Below are 18,645 nucleotides of genomic sequence, written 5' to 3'. Positions count from 1 at the left end.
CAATGAGCGAAAAAAGCATTGTTCAGGAAGCGCGTGACATACAGCTGGCCATGGAGCTGATTACGCTGGGTGCTCGTTTACAAATGCTGGAAAGCGAGACTCAGCTGAGCCGTGGTCGCCTCATCAAACTGTATAAAGAGTTACGCGGTAGTCCCCCGCCGAAAGGCATGCTGCCGTTTTCTACGGACTGGTTTATGACCTGGGAGCAGAACATCCACGCTTCCATGTTCTGTAATGCCTGGCAGTATCTTCTCAAAACCGGTTTGTGTAGCGGCGTAGACGCCGTGATCAAAGCGTACAAACTTTACCTTGAACAATGCCCACAGCAGGAAGAAGGCCCTCTGCTGGCGCTGACCCGCGCATGGACGCTGGTGCGTTTTGTTGAGAGCGGAATGCTTGAACTGTCGCGCTGCAATTGTTGCGACGGCAATTTTATTACCCATGCTCATCAGCCTGCAGGCAGCTTCGCCTGTAGTTTATGTCAGCCGCCGTCCCGCGCAGTAAAAAGACGTAAACTTTCCCGGGATGCTGCCGATATTATTCCACAACTGCTGGATGAACAGATCGAACAAGCTGTTTAACCCGAACGTGTGGGCAAGATTCCAGCAGCGGTAAGTCATTACCGCTGCTTTTTTTTACCCCGCAAACGGTAAACGCTGCGAGCTGGACGTCCTTGCCATAGTCACTAGCGGAAGGATGATGTCGTGCTTATCTTATTAGGTTACCTGGTAGTTCTCGGTACAGTTTTCGGCGGTTACATGATGACCGGCGGGCACCTTGGAGCACTCTATCAACCGGCTGAACTTATTATCATCGGCGGCGCAGGGGTAGGGGCTTTTATCGTTGGCAACAACGGTAAATCGATCAAGGGCACGTTGAAGGCAATTCCATTGCTGTTCCGTCGCTCGAAATACACCAAAAGCATGTATATGGATCTGCTGGCGCTGCTCTATCGCCTGATGGCGAAGTCGCGTCAGCAGGGGATGTTCTCGCTTGAACGGGATATCGAAAACCCGAAAGAGAGCGAAATTTTTGCCAGCTATCCGCGCATTCTGGCGGACGCCATGATGCTGGATTTCATCGTCGATTACCTGCGTCTCATCATCAGCGGCAATATGAATACCTTCGAAATCGAAGCGCTGATGGACGAAGAGATCGAAACCCACGAAAGCGAATCTGAAGTGCCGGCCAACAGCCTGGCGCTGGTGGGCGACTCCCTTCCGGCGTTTGGTATCGTGGCGGCGGTCATGGGGGTGGTACACGCCCTGGCCTCGGCGGACCGCCCGGCGGCTGAACTGGGCGCGCTGATTGCCCATGCGATGGTGGGCACCTTCCTCGGTATTTTGCTGGCTTATGGTTTTATCTCTCCGCTGGCAAGCGTGCTGCGCCAGAAAAGCGCGGAAACGACCAAAATGATGCAGTGCGTGAAGATCACGCTGCTCTCTAACCTCAACGGTTACGCGCCACCGATCGCGGTTGAATTTGGCCGTAAAACGCTTTACTCCAGCGAGCGTCCGTCGTTTATCGAGCTTGAAGAACACGTGCGCGCGGTGAAAAACCCAAACCAACAGACGACAACTGAGGACGCATGAAAAACCAGTCCCATCCGATCGTCATTGTCAAAAAACGCAAGCACAAGGGCGGCGGGCACGGTTCCCACGGCTCCTGGAAAATCGCGTACGCCGACTTTATGACCGCAATGATGGCGTTCTTTCTGGTGATGTGGCTGATCTCCATCTCCAGCCCGAAGGAGCTTATCCAGATTGCCGAATATTTCCGTACCCCGCTGGCGACGGCGGTGACCGGTGGGCCGCGTATCTCTAACAGCGAAAGCCCGATCCCTGGCGGCGGCGATGATTACACCCAGCAGAAGGGTGAGGTGAAAAAAGAGCCGAACATCGACGAGCTGAAACGCAAGATGGAGCAGGCGCGTCTGAAAAAACTGCGTGGCGATCTCGACCAGCTGATTGAAGCGGATCCTAAACTGCGCGCGCTGCGGCCGCACCTGAAAATCGATCTGGTCCAGGAAGGGCTGCGTATTCAGATTATCGACAGCCAGAACCGCCCGATGTTTAAAACCGGGAGTGCGGAAGTTGAGCCGTACATGCGCGATATTTTACGCGCCATTGCGCCGGTGCTGAACGGCATTCCTAACCGAATCAGCCTGTCGGGCCACACGGATGACTTCCCGTACGCCAGTGGGGAGAAGGGATACAGCAACTGGGAGCTTTCTGCCGATCGTGCCAACGCCTCGCGTCGCGAGCTGGTGGCAGGTGGGCTTGATGATGGCAAGGTACTGCGCGTAGTCGGCATGGCAGCAACCATGCGGGTCTCCGACCGCGGGCCGGATGACGCCATCAACCGTCGTATCAGTCTTTTAGTGCTGAACCAGCAGGCGGAGCAGGCCATCCTGCACGAAAACGCCGAAAGTCAGAATGAGTCACTGGACGATTTAAAACAGCCTGGGGCCGTCCCTGCGGCTGCCGTTCCAACATCGCCACCAGCCAATCCGAGGTGATAGCGTGAGCATGGATATTAGCGATTTTTACCAGACATTCTTTGATGAAGCCGACGAACTGTTGGCGGATATGGAGCAACATTTGCTTGATCTGGTGCCCGAAGCACCGGACTCCGAGCAGCTCAATGCCATCTTCCGCGCGGCGCATTCTATTAAAGGCGGAGCCGGAACGTTTGGATTTACCATCCTGCAGGAAACGACCCATTTAATGGAAAACCTGCTTGATGAAGCACGACGCGGTGAGATGCAGCTCAATACCGACATTATCAACCTGTTTTTGGAAACCAAAGATATTATGCAGGAACAGCTCGACGCCTATAAAAGTTCGGCAGAGCCTGATGCCGCCAGCTTTGAATACATCTGCAATGCGCTGCGCCAGCTCGCCCTGGAAGCAAAAGGTGAGGTCGCTGCAGCCGTTGTCCCTGCGGCAAAGCTGAGCGTTGTCGATGCGGTTGCTGCTGAAGAGGCCGCGCCAGCCGCCGCGCAAGCGGGCAAGCTGCGCGTTGTGCTGTCACGCCTAAAAGAGAGCGAAGTTAACCTGCTGGAAGAAGAACTGGGTAACCTGGCGAAATTAAGTAACGTAGTGAAAGGCAAAGACAGCCTCGCAGCGACCCTCGATGACGGTATCAGTCAGGACGATATCGTGGCGGTGCTGTGCTTTGTCATTGAAGCCGACCAGATCGCCTTCGAAACGGAAGCCGCTGCGGTAGCAGCTCCGGCTGCAGAAGAAGAGGTTGCTGTCGTTGCCCAGGCCGCCGCACCGGCTGTGGCCCCAGCGGCCCCGGTGCTGAAGGCGGTGCCAAAAGAGGCCGCGGCGCCTGGCCGTGGTGAAAAACCAGCCGCGCGCTCCAGTGAGTCCACCAGCATTCGCGTTGCCGTTGAGAAGGTTGACCAGCTGATTAACCTGGTTGGCGAACTGGTGATCACCCAGTCCATGCTGGCGCAGCGTTCTAACGAACTGGACCCGGTCACGCACGGCGATCTGATCACCAGCATGGGCCAGCTTCAGCGTAATGCCCGCGACCTGCAGGAATCGGTGATGTCCATCCGCATGATGCCGATGGAATATGTCTTCAGCCGCTTCCCGCGCCTGGTGCGCGACCTTGCCAGCAAGCTGAATAAGCAGATTGAACTGACCCTGATGGGCAGCTCAACGGAGCTGGATAAGAGCCTGATCGAGCGCATCATCGACCCGTTAACGCACCTGGTGCGTAACAGCCTCGACCATGGTATTGAACTGCCGGAAAACCGCATTGCCGCCGGGAAATCTCCGGTCGGGAATCTGATCCTCTCTGCGGAACATCAGGGCGGGAACATCTGCATCGAAGTGACCGACGACGGCGCGGGCCTTAACCGCGAGCGCATCCTGGCGAAAGCCATTTCACAGGGGATGGCGGTGAATGAAAACATGACCGACGAAGAAGTGGGCATGCTGATCTTCGCGCCGGGCTTCTCGACCGCCGAGCAGGTGACGGACGTTTCCGGACGCGGCGTTGGCATGGACGTGGTGAAACGTAACATTCAGGAGATGGGCGGCCACGTTGAGATCCAGTCTAAACAGGGCTCCGGCACCACCATCCGCATCCTGCTCCCGCTGACGCTGGCGATCCTCGACGGCATGTCGGTCAAAGTCGCGGACGAAGTCTTCATTCTGCCGCTGAACGCGGTGATGGAATCCCTCCAGCCGCGTGAAGAAGATCTGCATCCGCTGGCGGGCGGCGAGCGCGTTCTCGAAGTGCGCGGTGAGTACCTGCCGCTGGTCGAGCTGTGGAAAGTGTTCGAAGTGGACGGGGCGAAGACCGAGGCCACGCAGGGTATCGTGGTGATCCTGCAAAGCGCGGGCCGTCGCTACGCGCTGCTGGTCGATCAGCTGATTGGTCAGCACCAGGTGGTGGTGAAGAACCTCGAAAGCAACTACCGCAAGGTGCCGGGTATTTCTGCTGCCACCATTCTGGGGGATGGTAGCGTAGCGCTGATCGTCGACGTGTCGGCGCTTCAGGGATTAAATCGTGAACAACGTGTGGCGTACACAGCCGCCTGATTAAGTAGAAGGTAATAACATGACCGGTATGAGTAATGTAACGAAACTGGCGGGCGAGCCATCAGGGCAGGAGTTCCTGGTATTCACTTTGGGCGATGAGGAGTACGGCATCGATATCCTGAAAGTGCAGGAAATTCGTGGTTACGACCAGGTTACCCGCATCGCTAACACGCCAGCGTTTATTAAAGGCGTCACCAACCTGCGCGGCGTGATTGTGCCAATCGTGGATCTGCGCGTGAAGTTCAGCCAGGGCGACGTTGACTACAACGACAATACCGTGGTGATCGTCCTGAACCTGGGACAGCGCGTGGTGGGTATCGTGGTGGATGGCGTATCTGACGTGCTTTCCCTGACCTCTGACCAGATTCGTCCTGCGCCGGAGTTTGCGGTCACGCTGTCGACCGAATACCTGACCGGCCTGGGGGCGCTCGGCGAGCGTATGCTGATTCTGGTGAACATCGAGAAGCTGCTGAACAGCGAAGAGATGGCGCTGCTGGATATCGCGGCTAATCATGTAGCGTAGGTAAATGCAAAACGGCAACCCAGGTTGCCGTTTTTTTGTGTTTGCTCCCTCTCCCTGTGGGAGAGGGCTGGGGTGAGGGCATCAGGCCTCACCCTTTTTCATGCCATTACGCTTCCTGCTTTACCAGTTCAGCTTCAGCTTCCCGCGCACCTTCATTCTGCGAGAGCATCGCCGTCGCAATCCCGTTCCCCAGCACGTTAATCGCGGAACGCCCCATATCCAGGAAGTGGTCGATCCCCATCAGCAGCAGGATCCCCGCCACCGGAATGTTAAAGCTTGGGATCGTCGCGGCCAGCACCACCAGCGAAGAACGCGGCACGCCCGCAATGCCTTTTGACGCCAGCATCAGGGTTAACATCAGCACCGTCACCTCAGAGAAGCTCAGGTGAATGTTGTACGCCTGCGCAATAAACATCGAGGCAAACGAGCAGTACACCATTGACCCCACGAGGTTGAAGGAGTAGCCAATCGGCAGAACGAAAGAGGCGATATTGCGCGAGCAGCCAAAGCGCTCCAGCTGCTCCAGTGTTTTAGGGTAGGCCGCTTCAGAACTGCTGGTGGTGAATGCGACCAGCACCGGATCTTTCAGCATGCTGACCAGGCGAAACACCTCTTTTTTCAGCACCATGTAACCCACGGCCAGCAGCACCATGCAGGTGAGAAGAATGGCAACGTAGTAGCCGCCGATAAAGGAGGCGTAGTTCAACAGGATGCCCAGACCCTGCGTGGCAATGACGGAGGAGATCGCCGCGAAGATGGCCAGTGGCGCAACGTACATCACGTAACCCGTTACCTTCAGCATGATATGGGAAACCACATCCAGTGCGGCCACCAGCGGCGCGTTGAATTTCTGCCCCAGCGACGCGCCGCCGATGCCGAAGAACATCGAGAACACCACAATCTGCAGGATCTCATTGTTCGACATCGCCCCCGCGATGCTGGTGGGAATGGTGTGAGACAGGAACGCTTTCAGCGTCATCCCGCCCACGGCCAGACCGGTATCCACCGCCTCGGTTGGAATAGTCAGGTTCAGGCCGCTTCCCGGACGCTCCAGCGTGACGATAAACAGTCCGACCAGAATAGAAAGCACGGATGAACTGATGAACCATACCATCGCTTTTCCGCCCACCCGGCCTATGGTGGAGGTTTCTCCCAGCTTCATAATGCCTACGGTCAGCGTGCTGAAGACCAGCGGCGCAATAACCATTTTGATCAGACGGAGGAAAATATCGGTCAGAAGGGTAATATTATCCGACCAGGCTTTGATGGCATCCGCAGATGCGTACTCGTGAATTGCCGCCCCTGAAAGAATACCCGCCAGCATGAATATCACGATGAAGAGTGTAAGTTTGTTTGCACTTGCCACGAAAAAAGACCCTCTATGCGCTATCAGATGTCGCCCGCGCCGATACATATAAATTTTTTATTACTGCGCGGGAAAATATTCGGCACATAAATTGACGCAAAGCGTAGGGGGATACAACAAGTTTTTAAGTTTTATTGATTTTGTTGTTGGTAGCATGACGATATATTGTGATGGTGATCACACTATAAGGGATATATTCTCTTCTGAAAAAATAAAAATGCGGCCAAAATAATTTTAATTCATTGTTATTTATAAGAATATTAAGTCAATAGGACACAAGGATTATGCGTTTTGGGGCGGGTGGTGGAAGCGATATCCGTAAACTAAATTCTCATTAACCCCTCTCAGAGGAACCTTAAGCGGGGCTAACATCTTGAACAGCATAAATAAAATGTGGCAAGGGAACGCGTTTGACTTCCGGAGGGTGGAAAATGAAAAGAAAACGCCTTTTAATCTGCGCTGGCGCGTTACTGGCGGCGACAACGGTACATCCTGCGCTGGCCGTGACCAGCAGCGGCACCATCGGTGCGACGCTGACCCTCACAAACGGGTGTCTGATTAACGGATCGCCCACGCAAAACGGTATTAACTTCGGGACACTCGATTTTGGTACCCATCCCGCCACGTTTTCCACGCTGACCACCCAGCTCACCGGCGCCAGCGGCGGGAATACGTTCACCATTCAGTGCACCACCGCCAGCTATACGGTGGCGATCACCGGCAACACTAACTCCACCGCACCCGGTACCGTGGTCGGCACGCCGGGCACGCCTGCGCGCTATCTGATCAATACCGCCAATGCGGCGCAGGGCGTGGCTTACAGTCTGTACAGCGACAGCGGATTTAACAACGTCATCGCCAACAACGCGGCGCTGCCGGTCGCGTCGACGGCGGGCGGGGTCAACAGCTACACCCTTTACGGGCGCATCACCGGCGGCGGTAACAGCGTCACGGTGGTGCCGGGCACTTATACCGACACGATCAACGTCAGCGTCACCTACTAGCTCCAGCCATGAAGGCCTCCTTTTTAAGTCTGCGCGCTTGCGCAGAGGGGATTGTGCAGCCTTTTTTTGCGCTGGCGCTGGGGCTGACCCTGGTTTCCGGGGCCGGCGCGGTGACGTCGCAGTCGTTTAAGGTGAGCGCGACCGTCGTGCCGGGATGTTCTGTCACGACGGGGACCGGCGGGATCTTCGGGACGCTGGATTTTGGGACCCATACCGGCGTGGAGAGTGCCCCGGTCAGCACCAGCTTTGTGCCCAACGGGGCGCTGTCCATCGCCTGCACGCCGGGCGTGGCGCTGAGCATGAGCATCAACGGCGGGCAAAACTACGCCTCGGTGCGCCGCATGACGCGTTCAGGCGGCACCGACGTGGTGGGCTACCGGCTTTACAGCAGCAGTTCACTGGCGGCGAACAGTGAGATTGGGGTCAACCAGGCCATCCCGGTGACCTACACCAACAGCAACAATATTGCACTACCACTTTTTGGCGTAGCGCTGCTGACGGGATTTAGCCCGGCAGGCACCTATTCCGATCAGCTCACCGTGACCTTGTCATGGTGAAAAAGGGAGAACATTCGATGAAGCCACTATTCAGGCATTGGTACCTGGTGAGTATGTTGGGCGTGACCGCCATGGCGGCAGGACAGGCGCAGGCGGCGGCGACCATTCTGTTATGGCCCATCGATCCGTGGCTGTCGGCCGACAGCAAAGCGACTGAATTGTGGATCCAGAATCAGGGAAACAGTGCCACAACGATGCAGGTGCGCATTGTGCGCTGGAAGCAGGAGGGGGGCTTTGAGCGCTATACCGCCCAGCAGGACGTGGTCGCCAGCCCGCCCATCGTCACCATCGGCAAAGGCAGTAAACAGCTGATCCGCCTGATCAAACAGGGTACGGTTCCGATGGGCGTTGAACAAGCCTATCGCATTATCGTGGATGAAATTCCCCAGCCGGACGCGAAGGCCGACCCCGCCATCGGCCTTAAACTGCAGATGCGCTATTCCATACCGCTGTTCGTTTACGGACAGGGGATCCCGACAATAAAAGAGGGGGCGCATCATGCCCTCGTGGATACCCGTAACCTAAGCTGGCGCGTCACGCAGGTGGCGGGCCAGCCTGCCATTGAAGTGCGCAATCAGGGCGATGTTCACGTCAGGCTCAGCCAGGTGGCGCTGGAGCAGGGGGGACAAAAGCGCATGATTGCGGATGGCCTGCTGGGCTATGTGCTGCCGGGCAGCACCCGCAGCTGGCCGATTCCGGCCGGGATCCGCCAGCCCAGCCAGATCAGCGCGCAGATTAATGCCAGGGATGCACAATGGCAGTCGACGCCCGTCAACTGAAGCCCGCAATGATGATCCTGCTTTGCGTGAGTACCAGTACCTGGGCCGAACCGGGTGATGACAGCTTACCGCCGCCGCCGCAAGCGCAGGCGATAAACGGGGAGGCGGTTTTCCAGCTCGCCCTGGTACTGAACCACTACGACACCGGGCTGGTGGTTCCCGTGACGCAACGCGACGGCGCTTACTATATCTCCAGCGCCGATTTGCTGCGCGCCGGGCTTCCGCCTGAACATGTGCCCAACGGCGACGTCAATCTCAGCACGCTTCCGGCGGTGCGGGTGGAGTACGACAGTCCCGCCCAGCGTCTGCTGCTGACCGTGCCCCGTGAGTGGATAACCTCCCGCGTCACCCCGTTTGGCGGCCAGCCGACGCAGAGTAAGCCTCACTATGGCAGAGGCGCGCTGCTCAATTACGATTTTTATACCAACCATACCGAGCACGTCGGCGGGCAGGCCTCGCTCTGGCATGAATTCCGCTACTTCAATGAAAACGGTTCATTCTCCTCCACCGGCTACGCCCGCGAAAATTTCACCGGCAACGACGGTCAGCAGGAGGGCTATGTCCGCTATGACACCACCCTGCTGGTGACCAACGAGGAGGACGCCACCACCTGGACCGCCGGGGATGTCATTAGCGATGCCCTGAGCTGGAGCAGCAGCGTCCGCATGGGCGGGATCAGCTATGGGCGTGATTTCTCCCTGCGTCCGGACCTGGTGACCTGGCCGCTGCCGGAATTTTCAGGTGAAGCGGCGGTGCCGACCTCGGTCGACCTCTTCATCAACGGCTACCGCTCCGGGTCCACGCAGCTGCAGCCCGGACCGTTCACCCTGACGAACCTGCCCTACATTAACGGCGCCGGGGATGCGGTGCTGGTCACCACCGATGCGCTGGGGCGCCAGGTGAGTACCACGCTGCCGTTTTACGTCACCAGCGATCTGCTGAAAGAAGGGCTGAGCGACGGGGCCGTTACCCTGGGGAGCCTGCGGCGCAACTACGGCATTAAGAATTTTGACTACGGCCCGGCGGCGGGGAGCGGATCGTATCGCTACGGCCTGACGGACTGGCTGACGCTGGAGGGGCACGCCGAAGGCGCGGAGGAACTGGCGCTCGCCGGTGCGGGGACGGTGGTCAAGCTGGGGCGTTTTGGCGTGGTGAATACCTCGTACAGCCAGAGCCGGATGCGCGGAGATGACGGCGGGCAAATCAACTGGGGCTACCAGTACAGCACCAGCGAGTTCAGCCTCGCCACCCAGCATACCCGCCGCGATCGCGGCTTTGGTAACCTGGCCCTGTATGACCAGCCGACGGTGTACGACGAAAATGACCGCCCCATCGCCAGCTTTAGCCGCAATACCGATCAATATTCCCTGACCTTCAACCTGGGGGAATACGGCAACATCGGGGCGGCCTGGATCGGCGTGGAGAGCTTTGACAGCCAGAAAACCGAGCTGCTTAACCTCTCCTGGAGCCGAAATCTGTGGGGCTCCAGCAGCATTTACCTCGCCGCCAGCCGGGACCAGCAGCGGGGCGACTGGACGGTCGCGATGTCATTCCAGGTGCCGCTGGGCGAACGCGACAGCGCGGCGCTCACCGTGGAAAATACCCCGGATGCAGGCAGCACGCAGCGCATCAACTACAACCACTCGATGCCCTCCGACGGCGGCTTCAGCTGGAATATGGCGTGGGCGAACCAGTCGCGATCGAATAACTACCAGCAGGGAACGGTGGGCTGGCGCAATAACAATATCGAGCTGCAGGGGGGCGGGTACGGCGAGAAGGGCATGATGACCTGGTGGAGCGAAGCGATGGGCTCCCTGGTGCTGATGGACGGCGAACTGTTTGCGGCAAACAAAATCAACGATGCGTTTGTGGTCATCAGCACCGATGGCCAGCCGGATGTCCCCGTCAGCTATGAAAACCAGCCGGTTGGTAAAACCAACCGCAACGGGTATCTGCTGGTGAGCGGCGTCTCGGCCTATTACCCGGCAAGCTACAGTATTAATACCCTGAACCTGCCTGCCGACACCCGGCTGAAAGAGACCGAGCGGCGGGTGGCGATCCGCCGCCACAGCGGTTATCTGGTGGATTTCCCGATGGAACAGGAGCGGGTAGCGAGCGTCATCCTGCACGACGCGCAGGGGGAGGCCATTCCGGTGGGAAGCCAGGTTCGACGCGCCTCGCGCAGCAATGCGGTGGTGGGATATGACGGGATTGCCTGGCTGGAAAACCTCAGCGACGTCAATCTGCTCGACGTCACGACGCCGACAGGCAAACGCTGCAGGGCAACGCTGACCATCGGCGCGAACCCGGACCACAGGCTGCAAACCTACGGCCCGCTGGTCTGCCGGGAGGGGCCATGAAGCGCTGGGTGATGTTGCTCCTGCTGCTGCTCTCCGGCGGCAGCTGGGCGGCCTGTACCGTCAGCACGGTCAATGCGTCGTTCGGCAGCGTCACGTCGTTTGCGCTGAGCGGCTCCGGGGAGGTGGAGACCACCGGCACGCTGGTGGTGGCGTGTGATGCGATACTCAACCTGCTGACGAACGACTCGGTGACGCTGAACTACACCGCAGCAACGATATCGGCCAACAGTCGTGCGACCCTGAAACGCACCGATAATGCCGCCATCACGGACGTGATCCCCACCCGGCTGTGTGGACTTTCGGGTTGCGCGAGCAGCAGTGAGGTACAGATAAGTAAATCGTATACCTGGAGCGGAAATACCTTGCTGGGATTGCTCGGGTCAAAGCAGTACAACATTCCGCTCTATTTCCGCACCGTCGCCGGACAAAACGTCTCTGCCGGGCCGTATCAGGTGCAGTTAACCTTCAGCGTTAACTACAGCGTCTGTTCCGTGGGGGCGCTCGGTATTTGCACCATCAATCAAACGGGAACCGCAACGACCAGCATTCTGCTTAACATGAACGTCACCAACGACTGCAGCGCCATGACCACGCCGGACGTCAACTTTAACAGTGCGCCGCTGGTGCAAAATTTCCCCACGGTCTCGCAGGCGATTGCCGTCACCTGTACCAAAGGCAGTACCTATACCATCGGGATTAACAATGGTGCCAACGCGCTGAATAACGTGCGCCGGATGGTGAGCGGCAGTAACTACCTGAGTTATGACATCTATAAAGAAGCCACGACTAACCGCTGGGGCAGCAGCGGCAGCGAACGCTGGACCAGCGCGACTTCCTCGCTGGTCAGCGCCGACGGCCTGCTGCGTACCTATAACTACACCGCCAAAGTCCTGACGAATCAGGCCACGCCACCCGCCGGTACCTACACCGATACGCTGATTGTCGACGTGGCATTTTAACCCCCGCGCTTTTCCCTTTCGCAAATGTAAAGTTCCTGTGGCCTGTGCCGATAACACCGTTAATAAATCTATGAGAAGGTGTTGTATGTTGAACCGTATCCGCGTTGTCACAATGCTCATGATGGTGCTGGTCATTTTCGCACTACTTCAGCTTATCTCCGGCGGGCTTTTTTTCTCGTCTTTAAAACAGAACCAGGACAGTTTCGCCGCCTCAAACGATCTCCGCCTGCAGCAGAGTGAGCTCACCTCAACGTGGGATCTGATGCTGCAAACGCGCATCAACCTGAGCCGCTCGTCCGCGCGCATGATGATGGATCCCAACAACCAGCAGAGCAGCGCGAAAACCGATCTGCTGAAAAATGCCCGGGCGACCCTCGCTGACGCCGCTAAACATTACAACGCCTTCAAGAAGATCGCACCGCAGCCTGCTATGGCACAGGTGAGCCAGAACATTGATGAAAAATACAGCGCTTACCATGCCGGGCTGACGGAGCTGATTCAGTTCCTGGAGAGCGGCAACATGGATGCCTACTTCGCACAGCCGACGCAGGGTATGCAAAACGCACTCGGCGCGGCGCTGGGGGAATACGCGAAGGCCAGCGGCGATCTGTATCACTCGGCCTTTACTGAAAGCCAGAATGACTACCGCTTTGCGAAATGGCAGATGGCGGTATTGGCCCTGGCGCTGGTCATTGTGCTGTTCGCTGTGTGGTACGGCATTCGCCATATCCTGCTGAACCCTCTCGGCCGCGTGATTGCCCATATTCGCGAGATTGCCTCTGGCGATCTGACCAAAACGCTGACCGTTTCCGGACGTAACGAGATCACCGAGCTGGCCAACAGTGTCGACCACATGCAGCGTTCATTGATCGAGACCGTCGCCAACGTGCGTAACGGATCCGAGGCGATCTATACCGGCACCAGCGAAATCGCGATGGGGAATAACGATCTCTCATCTCGTACCGAGCAGCAGGCGTCGGCGCTGGAAGAGACGGCCGCCAGCATGGAGCAGCTCACCGCAACCGTGAAGCAGAACGCCGATAACGCCCGCCAGGCGTCTCAGCTGGCGGAAAGCGCCTCCGAAACCGCGCAGCGCGGCGGTCGCGTGGTGGATGGCGTGGTGAAAACCATGCACGAAATCGCCGACAGCTCGAAGAAAATCGCCGACATCATCAGCGTCATCGACGGCATTGCCTTCCAGACCAACATTCTGGCGCTGAACGCCGCCGTGGAAGCGGCGCGTGCGGGCGAACAGGGACGCGGGTTTGCCGTGGTGGCCGGAGAAGTGCGCAACCTGGCCAGCCGCAGCGCCAACGCGGCAAAAGAGATCAAGTCGCTGATTGAAGACTCCGTCTCCCGCGTGGATACCGGCTCCGTGCTGGTGGAGAGTGCCGGGGAGACCATGAATGACATCGTGAATGCCGTTACCCGCGTGACGGACATCATGGGTGAAATCGCCTCTGCGTCCGATGAGCAGAGTCGTGGTATCGACCAGGTTGCCCTGGCGGTATCGGAAATGGACCGCGTGACACAGCAAAACGCCGCGCTGGTGCAGGAGTCCGCTGCGGCGGCCGCTGCGCTGGAAGACCAGGCGAGCCGTCTGAAGATGGCCGTCTCGGCGTTTCGTCTCGCTTCACTCGCTGGAAATACGGTCACTGCGCAAGCTACGTACCGCGCGCCAGCCGCCGACACGGCGGTCACCTGCACGCGTGCTGCAACGACCGGACAAGATGAAAACTGGGAAACATTTTGACTGACAATTAAACCGCGGCTGCTTGCCGCTTGATGGGAGCGTGGATGTTAAATCGTATTCGTATCTCGACCACACTGTTTTTGATTCTGATCCTTTGCGGTGTGTTGCAGGTTGGCAGTAACGGGTTGTCTTTTTGGGCGTTTCGCGATGGCTATCAGAATTTGCAGGACGTTGAGGCGAGTAATCAGCAGCGCTCCGCACTGGCACAAACGCGTGCCGTGCTGTTGCAGGCAAGCACTGCGCTGAACAAGGCAGGAACCTTAACCGCGCTCAGCTATCCGCCGGATGACATTAAGGCGCTGATGGCAACGGCGCGCGACAGCCTGAAGCAGGCAGACGCACAGTTTAAGGCCTTCACGGCGCAGGCGGCTGACGGCGAGAAAGAGAAAGCGCTGAAGGCGGCCATGAAAAAGAACTTTGAGCAGTGGTACAGAGATCTGGACCACCAGGCGACCTGGCTTGAGAACAACCAGCTTTCGGACTTCATGACCGCTCCGGTCCAGGCGTCTCAGGCGGCGTTTGACGGCAGCTTTGACGCATGGCAGCAGGATATCAATCAGTCTGTTCTGCGCGCCGGTGAAGCAAGCCGCACCAGCTATCACATGTCGGGCGTTATCTTTGCCGTCGTTGTGATTCTGGCGGGGCTGCTGACCGGCGGGGCGCTGCTCTGGGCGCGCAGAATGATTGTGCAGCCGCTGGCGATTATCAGCAGCCACTTCGACAGTATTGCGAAGGGGGATCTGGCGCGTCCGGTGGCGGTGTTTGGCAAAAACGAAATTTCGGCGATCTTTGCCAGCCTGAAGGCCATGCAGGGGTCGCTGCGGGAAACGGTATCCGACGTGCGTCAGGGCAGTTACGCCATGCATACGGGGATCTCAGAGATTGCGGCGGGGAATAACGATCTCTCGTCCCGCACCGAGCAGCAGGCGGCGTCGCTGGCGCAGACGGCGGCCAGTATGGAACAGCTGACCGCGACGGTAAGCCAGAACGCCGATAACGCGCGCCAGGCGTCTGACCTGTCAAAACAGGCGGCGCTGACGGCGAAGAGAGGGGGCGATCAGGCCTCTCACGTGGCCAGCACCATGCAGGAGATTGCCGCCAGCTCGCAGAAGATCGGCGACATCATCAGCGTGATTGACGGTATTGCGTTTCAGACCAACATCCTGGCGCTGAACGCCGCCGTGGAAGCGGCGCGCGCCGGCGAGCAGGGACGTGGGTTTGCGGTGGTGGCAGGTGAAGTGCGAAACCTGGCGAGCCGCAGCGCCAACGCGGCGAAAGAGATTAAGTCCCTCATTGAAGAGTCGGTCTCTCGCGTCCAGCAGGGGTCTGCCCTGGTGGATACGGCGGCGCATACCATGCACGAGATCGTCACCTCAGTGACGCGGGTTAACGACATCATGGGCGAAATTGCCTCGGCGTCGGACGAACAGCGTCGCGGGATAGAGCAGGTGGCTCAGGCCGTCAGCCAGATGGATCAGGTGACGCAACAGAATGCCTCGTTAGTTGAGGAAGCGGCAGCGGCAACCGATCAGCTGGCCAGCCAGGCGGATCGTCTCACCGGGCTGGTCGCGGTATTTAATGTGAAAGAGCACGTTGAAGCAGTAACAGAAGTCGGGCGGTCGCAGGCCGTGCCAGTTGTATCCTGAATGTAATTAAGAAGGCGCTATGACATCACCAATGCCCCCTGGGCAAACGTCATTATTGTTGCAGATGACACAGCGCCTCGCGCTGTCCGACGCGCATTTTCGTCGGATATGTCAGTTAATCTACCAGCGTGCGGGGATCGTGCTTGCGGATCATAAGCGAGACATGGTCTACAACCGACTGGTGCGGCGCTTGCGTACGCTGGGGCTGGATGATTTTGGCCGTTATCTGAGCATGCTCGAAGCGAACCAGAACAGCGCGGAGTGGCAGGCTTTTATTAACTCACTCACGACCAACCTGACGGCCTTTTTCCGTGAAGCCCACCACTTTCCGGTTCTGGCCGAGCATGCGCGCCGTCGCACCGGGGAGTATCGCGTATGGAGTGCGGCCGCCTCAACGGGTGAAGAGCCGTACTCGCTGGCGATCACCCTTGCCGATACGCTGGGCATGGCGCCGGGACGCTGGAAGGTCTACGCCAGCGATATCGATACCGAAGTGCTGGAGAAAGCGCGCAACGGCGTGTATCGCCAGGACGAGCTGAAAACGCTGTCGCCGCAGCAGCTGCAGCGTTACTTCATGCGCGGTACGGGGCCGCATGAAGGCCTGGTTCGCGTACGCCAAGAGCTGGCGAACTGCGTCGAATTCGCGCCCGTTAACCTGCTCGATAAGCAGTACAACGTGCCGGGGCCTTTCGACGCCATTTTTTGCCGTAACGTCATGATCTATTTTGATAAAACGACGCAACAGGACATTCTGCGTCGGTTTGTTCCGTTGCTCAAGCCTGACGGTTTACTGTTTGCCGGGCACTCGGAAAACTTCAGCAACCTCGCGCGTGAGTTTAGCCTGCGTGGGCAAACGGTATACGCGCTGAGTAAGGAAAAAGCATGAGTAAAATCAGGGTATTGTCTGTCGATGATTCAGCGCTGATGCGTCAGATCATGACTGAAATCATCAATAGCCACAGCGACATGGAGATGGTGGCCACTGCGCCGGATCCGCTGGTAGCGCGGGATTTAATTAAAAAATATAACCCCGACGTGCTAACGCTGGATGTCGAGATGCCGCGCATGGATGGCATAGATTTCCTTGAGAAATTGATGCGCCTGCGTCCCATGCCGGTGGTGATGGTCTCCTCCCTGACCGGGAAAGGATCGGAAATCACTCTGCGCGCGCTGGAGCTGGGGGCGGTGGATTTTGTCACCAAACCGCAGCTCGGCATTCGCGAGGGGATGCTGGCGTACAGCGAGATGATCGCCGAGAAAATTCGCACCGCCTCGCGCGCGAAGCTCGCGGCCCACAAGCCGATGGCCGCGCCGGCAACCCTGAAGGCCGGACCGTTACTCAGCTCGGAAAAACTGCTGGTTATTGGGGCGTCAACCGGAGGAACAGAGGCAATTCGCCATGTACTCCAGCCATTGCCGCTTTCAAGTCCGGGTATTCTGATCACGCAGCATATGCCGCCTGGCTTTACCCGCTCCTTCGCCGAACGTCTGAACAAGCTGTGCCAGATCAGCGTGAAAGAGGCGGAAGACGGCGAGCGCGTGCTGCCGGGACATGCGTATATCGCGCCGGGGGACAAGCATATGGAACTGGCGCGCAGCGGCGCTAACTATCAAATCAAAATTCATGACGGACCGCCGGTTAACCGGCACCGTCCGTCGGTGGATGTGCTGTTTCATTCGGTGGCGAAACATGCGGGGCGCAACGCCGTTGGGGTGATCCTGACGGGGATGGGCAACGACGGTGCCGCCGGAATGCTTGCAATGCACCAGGCTGGCGCCTGGACGATTGCGCAGAATGAAGCAAGTTGTGTGGTGTTCGGCATGCCGCGCGAGGCCATCAATATGGGTGGCGTGAGCGAAGTGGTCGATCTTAGCCAAGTAAGCCAGCAGATGCTGGCGAAAATCAGTGCCGGACAGGCAATACGTATTTGACTCAGGAGTATTATTTTATGGCGGATAAAGAGCTTAAGTTTTTGGTTGTGGATGACTTTTCCACCATGCGTCGCATTGTGCGCAACCTGCTGAAAGAGCTGGGCTTCAACAACGTTGAAGAAGCAGAAGACGGCGTGGATGCGCTGAACAAACTGCAGGCTGGCGGGTTTGGTTTTGTCATCTCCGACTGGAACATGCCGAATATGGACGGTCTGGAGCTACTGAAAACCATTCGTGCAGACGCGGGCATGGCGTCTATGCCGGTGCTGATGGTCACTGCAGAAGCGAAAAAAGAGAACATCATTGCCGCTGCACAGGCGGGCGCAAGCGGCTACGTGGTGAAGCCATTCACCGCAGCGACCCTGGAAGAGAAGCTCGGTAAGATCTTCGAGAAACTCGGCATGTGAGGTGTTGGTGATGATGCAACCTGCAATGAAACCCGTTGAAGAACACTCGCCGAGCGACATCATCGTCCGCATCGGCAGCCTGACGCGCATGCTGCGTGACAGCCTGCGTGAACTGGGGCTGGATCAGGCCATTGCCGAAGCGGCGGAAGCGATCCCGGACGCCCGCGACCGTCTGGACTACGTTGTGCAGATGACCGCTCAGGCAGCTGAACGCGCGCTGAACAGCGTTGAAGCCTCACAGCCGCACCAGGATGCGATGGAAAAGGGCGCGAAAGCCCTGACCCAACGCTGGGATGAGTGGTTTGAGAATCCCATCGAGCTGGCGGATGCCCGCGAACTGGTGACCGACACCCGTCAGTTCCTTGGGGATGTGCCGGGCCACACCAGCTTCACCAACGCCCAGCTGCTGGACATTATGATGGCGCAGGATTTCCAGGATCTGACCGGTCAGGTCATCAAGCGCATGATGGATGTGATTCAGGAGATTGAGCGCCAGCTGCTGATGGTGCTGCTGGAGAACATCCCGGAACCGGCTGCCCGTCCAAAACGCGAGAACGAAAGCCTGCTCAATGGCCCGCAGCTCGACGCCAGCAAGGCGGGCGTGGTGGCAAGCCAGGATCAGGTGGACGACCTGCTGGACAGCCTCGGCTTCTGATTGTCCATTTCGCCTCAGGGGGTTACGCCGCCTGAGGCGGTTTACGACAAAATCACCGAAAAGAGCCCGAATAAACGGGCTTTTCCCGCAATTGGATTTCCGCTGCGCTGGCATGATACCCGTGACGTAATGGGCTGAGCATGCA

The 18,645-nt window shown here is 58.1% G+C and carries 17 protein-coding genes; 16 read left to right on the top strand and 1 reads right to left on the bottom strand.

The window, feature by feature from the left end:
• Positions 1-2: 2 nt before the first annotated feature.
• From flhC to cheW, 5 genes are all read left to right on the top strand, one after another.
• Complete coding sequence (gene flhC / locus IM273_RS12855) at positions 3-581, top strand: flagellar transcriptional regulator FlhC (RefSeq protein ID WP_013096051.1); 579 nt, start codon at positions 3-5, stop codon at positions 579-581.
• A gap of 123 nt (positions 582-704) precedes the next feature.
• Entirely contained in the window at positions 705-1,592 is an 888-nt protein-coding gene (motA, locus tag IM273_RS12850) for a flagellar motor stator protein MotA (protein WP_008500417.1), read from the top strand.
• On the top strand, positions 1,589-2,518 hold the full coding sequence (gene motB, locus IM273_RS12845) for a flagellar motor protein MotB (RefSeq protein ID WP_028013653.1): 930 nt from the start codon (positions 1,589-1,591) through the stop codon (positions 2,516-2,518). Before motA ends, motB begins: the two co-directional genes overlap by 4 nt.
• A 4-nt stretch (positions 2,519-2,522) precedes the next feature.
• A complete protein-coding gene (gene cheA / locus IM273_RS12840; RefSeq protein ID WP_028013652.1) occupies positions 2,523-4,559 on the top strand; it encodes a chemotaxis protein CheA in 2,037 nt (678 codons plus the stop codon).
• Between the two features lie 19 nt (positions 4,560-4,578).
• Positions 4,579-5,082 (top strand): chemotaxis protein CheW, encoded by a 504-nt coding sequence (cheW, locus tag IM273_RS12835; protein WP_014884351.1) that lies wholly within the window; start codon positions 4,579-4,581, stop codon positions 5,080-5,082.
• Positions 5,083-5,188: 106 nt separating this feature from the next.
• Here cheW and IM273_RS12830 read toward each other — a convergent pair whose 3' ends face one another.
• Positions 5,189-6,448 carry a dicarboxylate/amino acid:cation symporter gene (locus IM273_RS12830; RefSeq protein WP_028013651.1) on the bottom strand — a complete coding sequence of 420 codons (1,260 nt, stop codon included), beginning with the start codon at positions 6,446-6,448 and terminating at the stop codon, positions 5,189-5,191.
• 431 nt (positions 6,449-6,879) lie between these two features.
• Here IM273_RS12830 and IM273_RS12825 point away from each other — a divergent pair, with 431 nt between their 5' ends.
• The 11 genes from IM273_RS12825 (at position 6,880) to cheZ (ending at position 18,500) form a co-directional block, all read left to right on the top strand.
• Positions 6,880-7,452 carry a spore coat protein U domain-containing protein gene (locus tag IM273_RS12825; RefSeq protein WP_028013650.1) on the top strand — a complete coding sequence of 191 codons (573 nt, stop codon included), beginning with the start codon at positions 6,880-6,882 and terminating at the stop codon, positions 7,450-7,452.
• An 8-nt stretch (positions 7,453-7,460) separates the two neighbouring features.
• A complete protein-coding gene (locus tag IM273_RS12820; protein WP_028013649.1) occupies positions 7,461-8,009 on the top strand; it encodes a spore coat U domain-containing protein in 549 nt (182 codons plus the stop codon).
• A gap of 17 nt (positions 8,010-8,026) precedes the next feature.
• Positions 8,027-8,788: a molecular chaperone gene (locus tag IM273_RS12815; RefSeq protein ID WP_045260435.1), complete on the top strand. Its 762-nt coding sequence runs from the start codon at positions 8,027-8,029 to the stop codon at positions 8,786-8,788.
• Positions 8,764-11,148, top strand: a complete 2,385-nt coding sequence (locus tag IM273_RS12810; protein ID WP_045260326.1) for a fimbria/pilus outer membrane usher protein — start codon at positions 8,764-8,766, stop codon at positions 11,146-11,148. Before IM273_RS12815 ends, IM273_RS12810 begins: the two co-directional genes overlap by 25 nt.
• Positions 11,145-12,107: a spore coat U domain-containing protein gene (locus tag IM273_RS12805; protein ID WP_028013646.1), complete on the top strand. Its 963-nt coding sequence runs from the start codon at positions 11,145-11,147 to the stop codon at positions 12,105-12,107. Before IM273_RS12810 ends, IM273_RS12805 begins: the two co-directional genes overlap by 4 nt.
• Positions 12,108-12,192: 85 nt before the next feature.
• A complete protein-coding gene (tar, locus tag IM273_RS12800) occupies positions 12,193-13,860 on the top strand; it encodes a methyl-accepting chemotaxis protein II (protein WP_193051465.1) in 1,668 nt (555 codons plus the stop codon).
• A gap of 44 nt (positions 13,861-13,904) precedes the next feature.
• Positions 13,905-15,506 (top strand): methyl-accepting chemotaxis protein IV, encoded by a 1,602-nt coding sequence (gene tap / locus IM273_RS12795; RefSeq protein ID WP_059358211.1) that lies wholly within the window; start codon positions 13,905-13,907, stop codon positions 15,504-15,506.
• Positions 15,507-15,525: 19 nt separating this feature from the next.
• Positions 15,526-16,392 (top strand): protein-glutamate O-methyltransferase CheR, encoded by an 867-nt coding sequence (gene cheR, locus IM273_RS12790; RefSeq protein ID WP_014884342.1) that lies wholly within the window; start codon positions 15,526-15,528, stop codon positions 16,390-16,392.
• On the top strand, positions 16,389-17,438 hold the full coding sequence (locus IM273_RS12785) for a chemotaxis response regulator protein-glutamate methylesterase (RefSeq protein WP_014884341.1): 1,050 nt from the start codon (positions 16,389-16,391) through the stop codon (positions 17,436-17,438). Before cheR ends, IM273_RS12785 begins: the two co-directional genes overlap by 4 nt.
• A 17-nt stretch (positions 17,439-17,455) precedes the next feature.
• A complete protein-coding gene (cheY, locus tag IM273_RS12780; RefSeq protein ID WP_008500431.1) occupies positions 17,456-17,845 on the top strand; it encodes a chemotaxis response regulator CheY in 390 nt (129 codons plus the stop codon).
• Positions 17,846-17,855: 10 nt separating this feature from the next.
• Entirely contained in the window at positions 17,856-18,500 is a 645-nt protein-coding gene (cheZ, locus tag IM273_RS12775) for a protein phosphatase CheZ (protein WP_028013643.1), read from the top strand.
• Positions 18,501-18,645: the final 145 nt, after the last annotated feature.

The organism is Enterobacter cloacae complex sp. P13B, assembly GCF_014895915.1.
GTDB lineage: Bacteria > Pseudomonadota > Gammaproteobacteria > Enterobacterales > Enterobacteriaceae > Enterobacter > Enterobacter bugandensis.
Note: the sequence above shows the minus strand (reverse complement) of the source record. Positions and strands in the feature narration are given on the sequence as shown.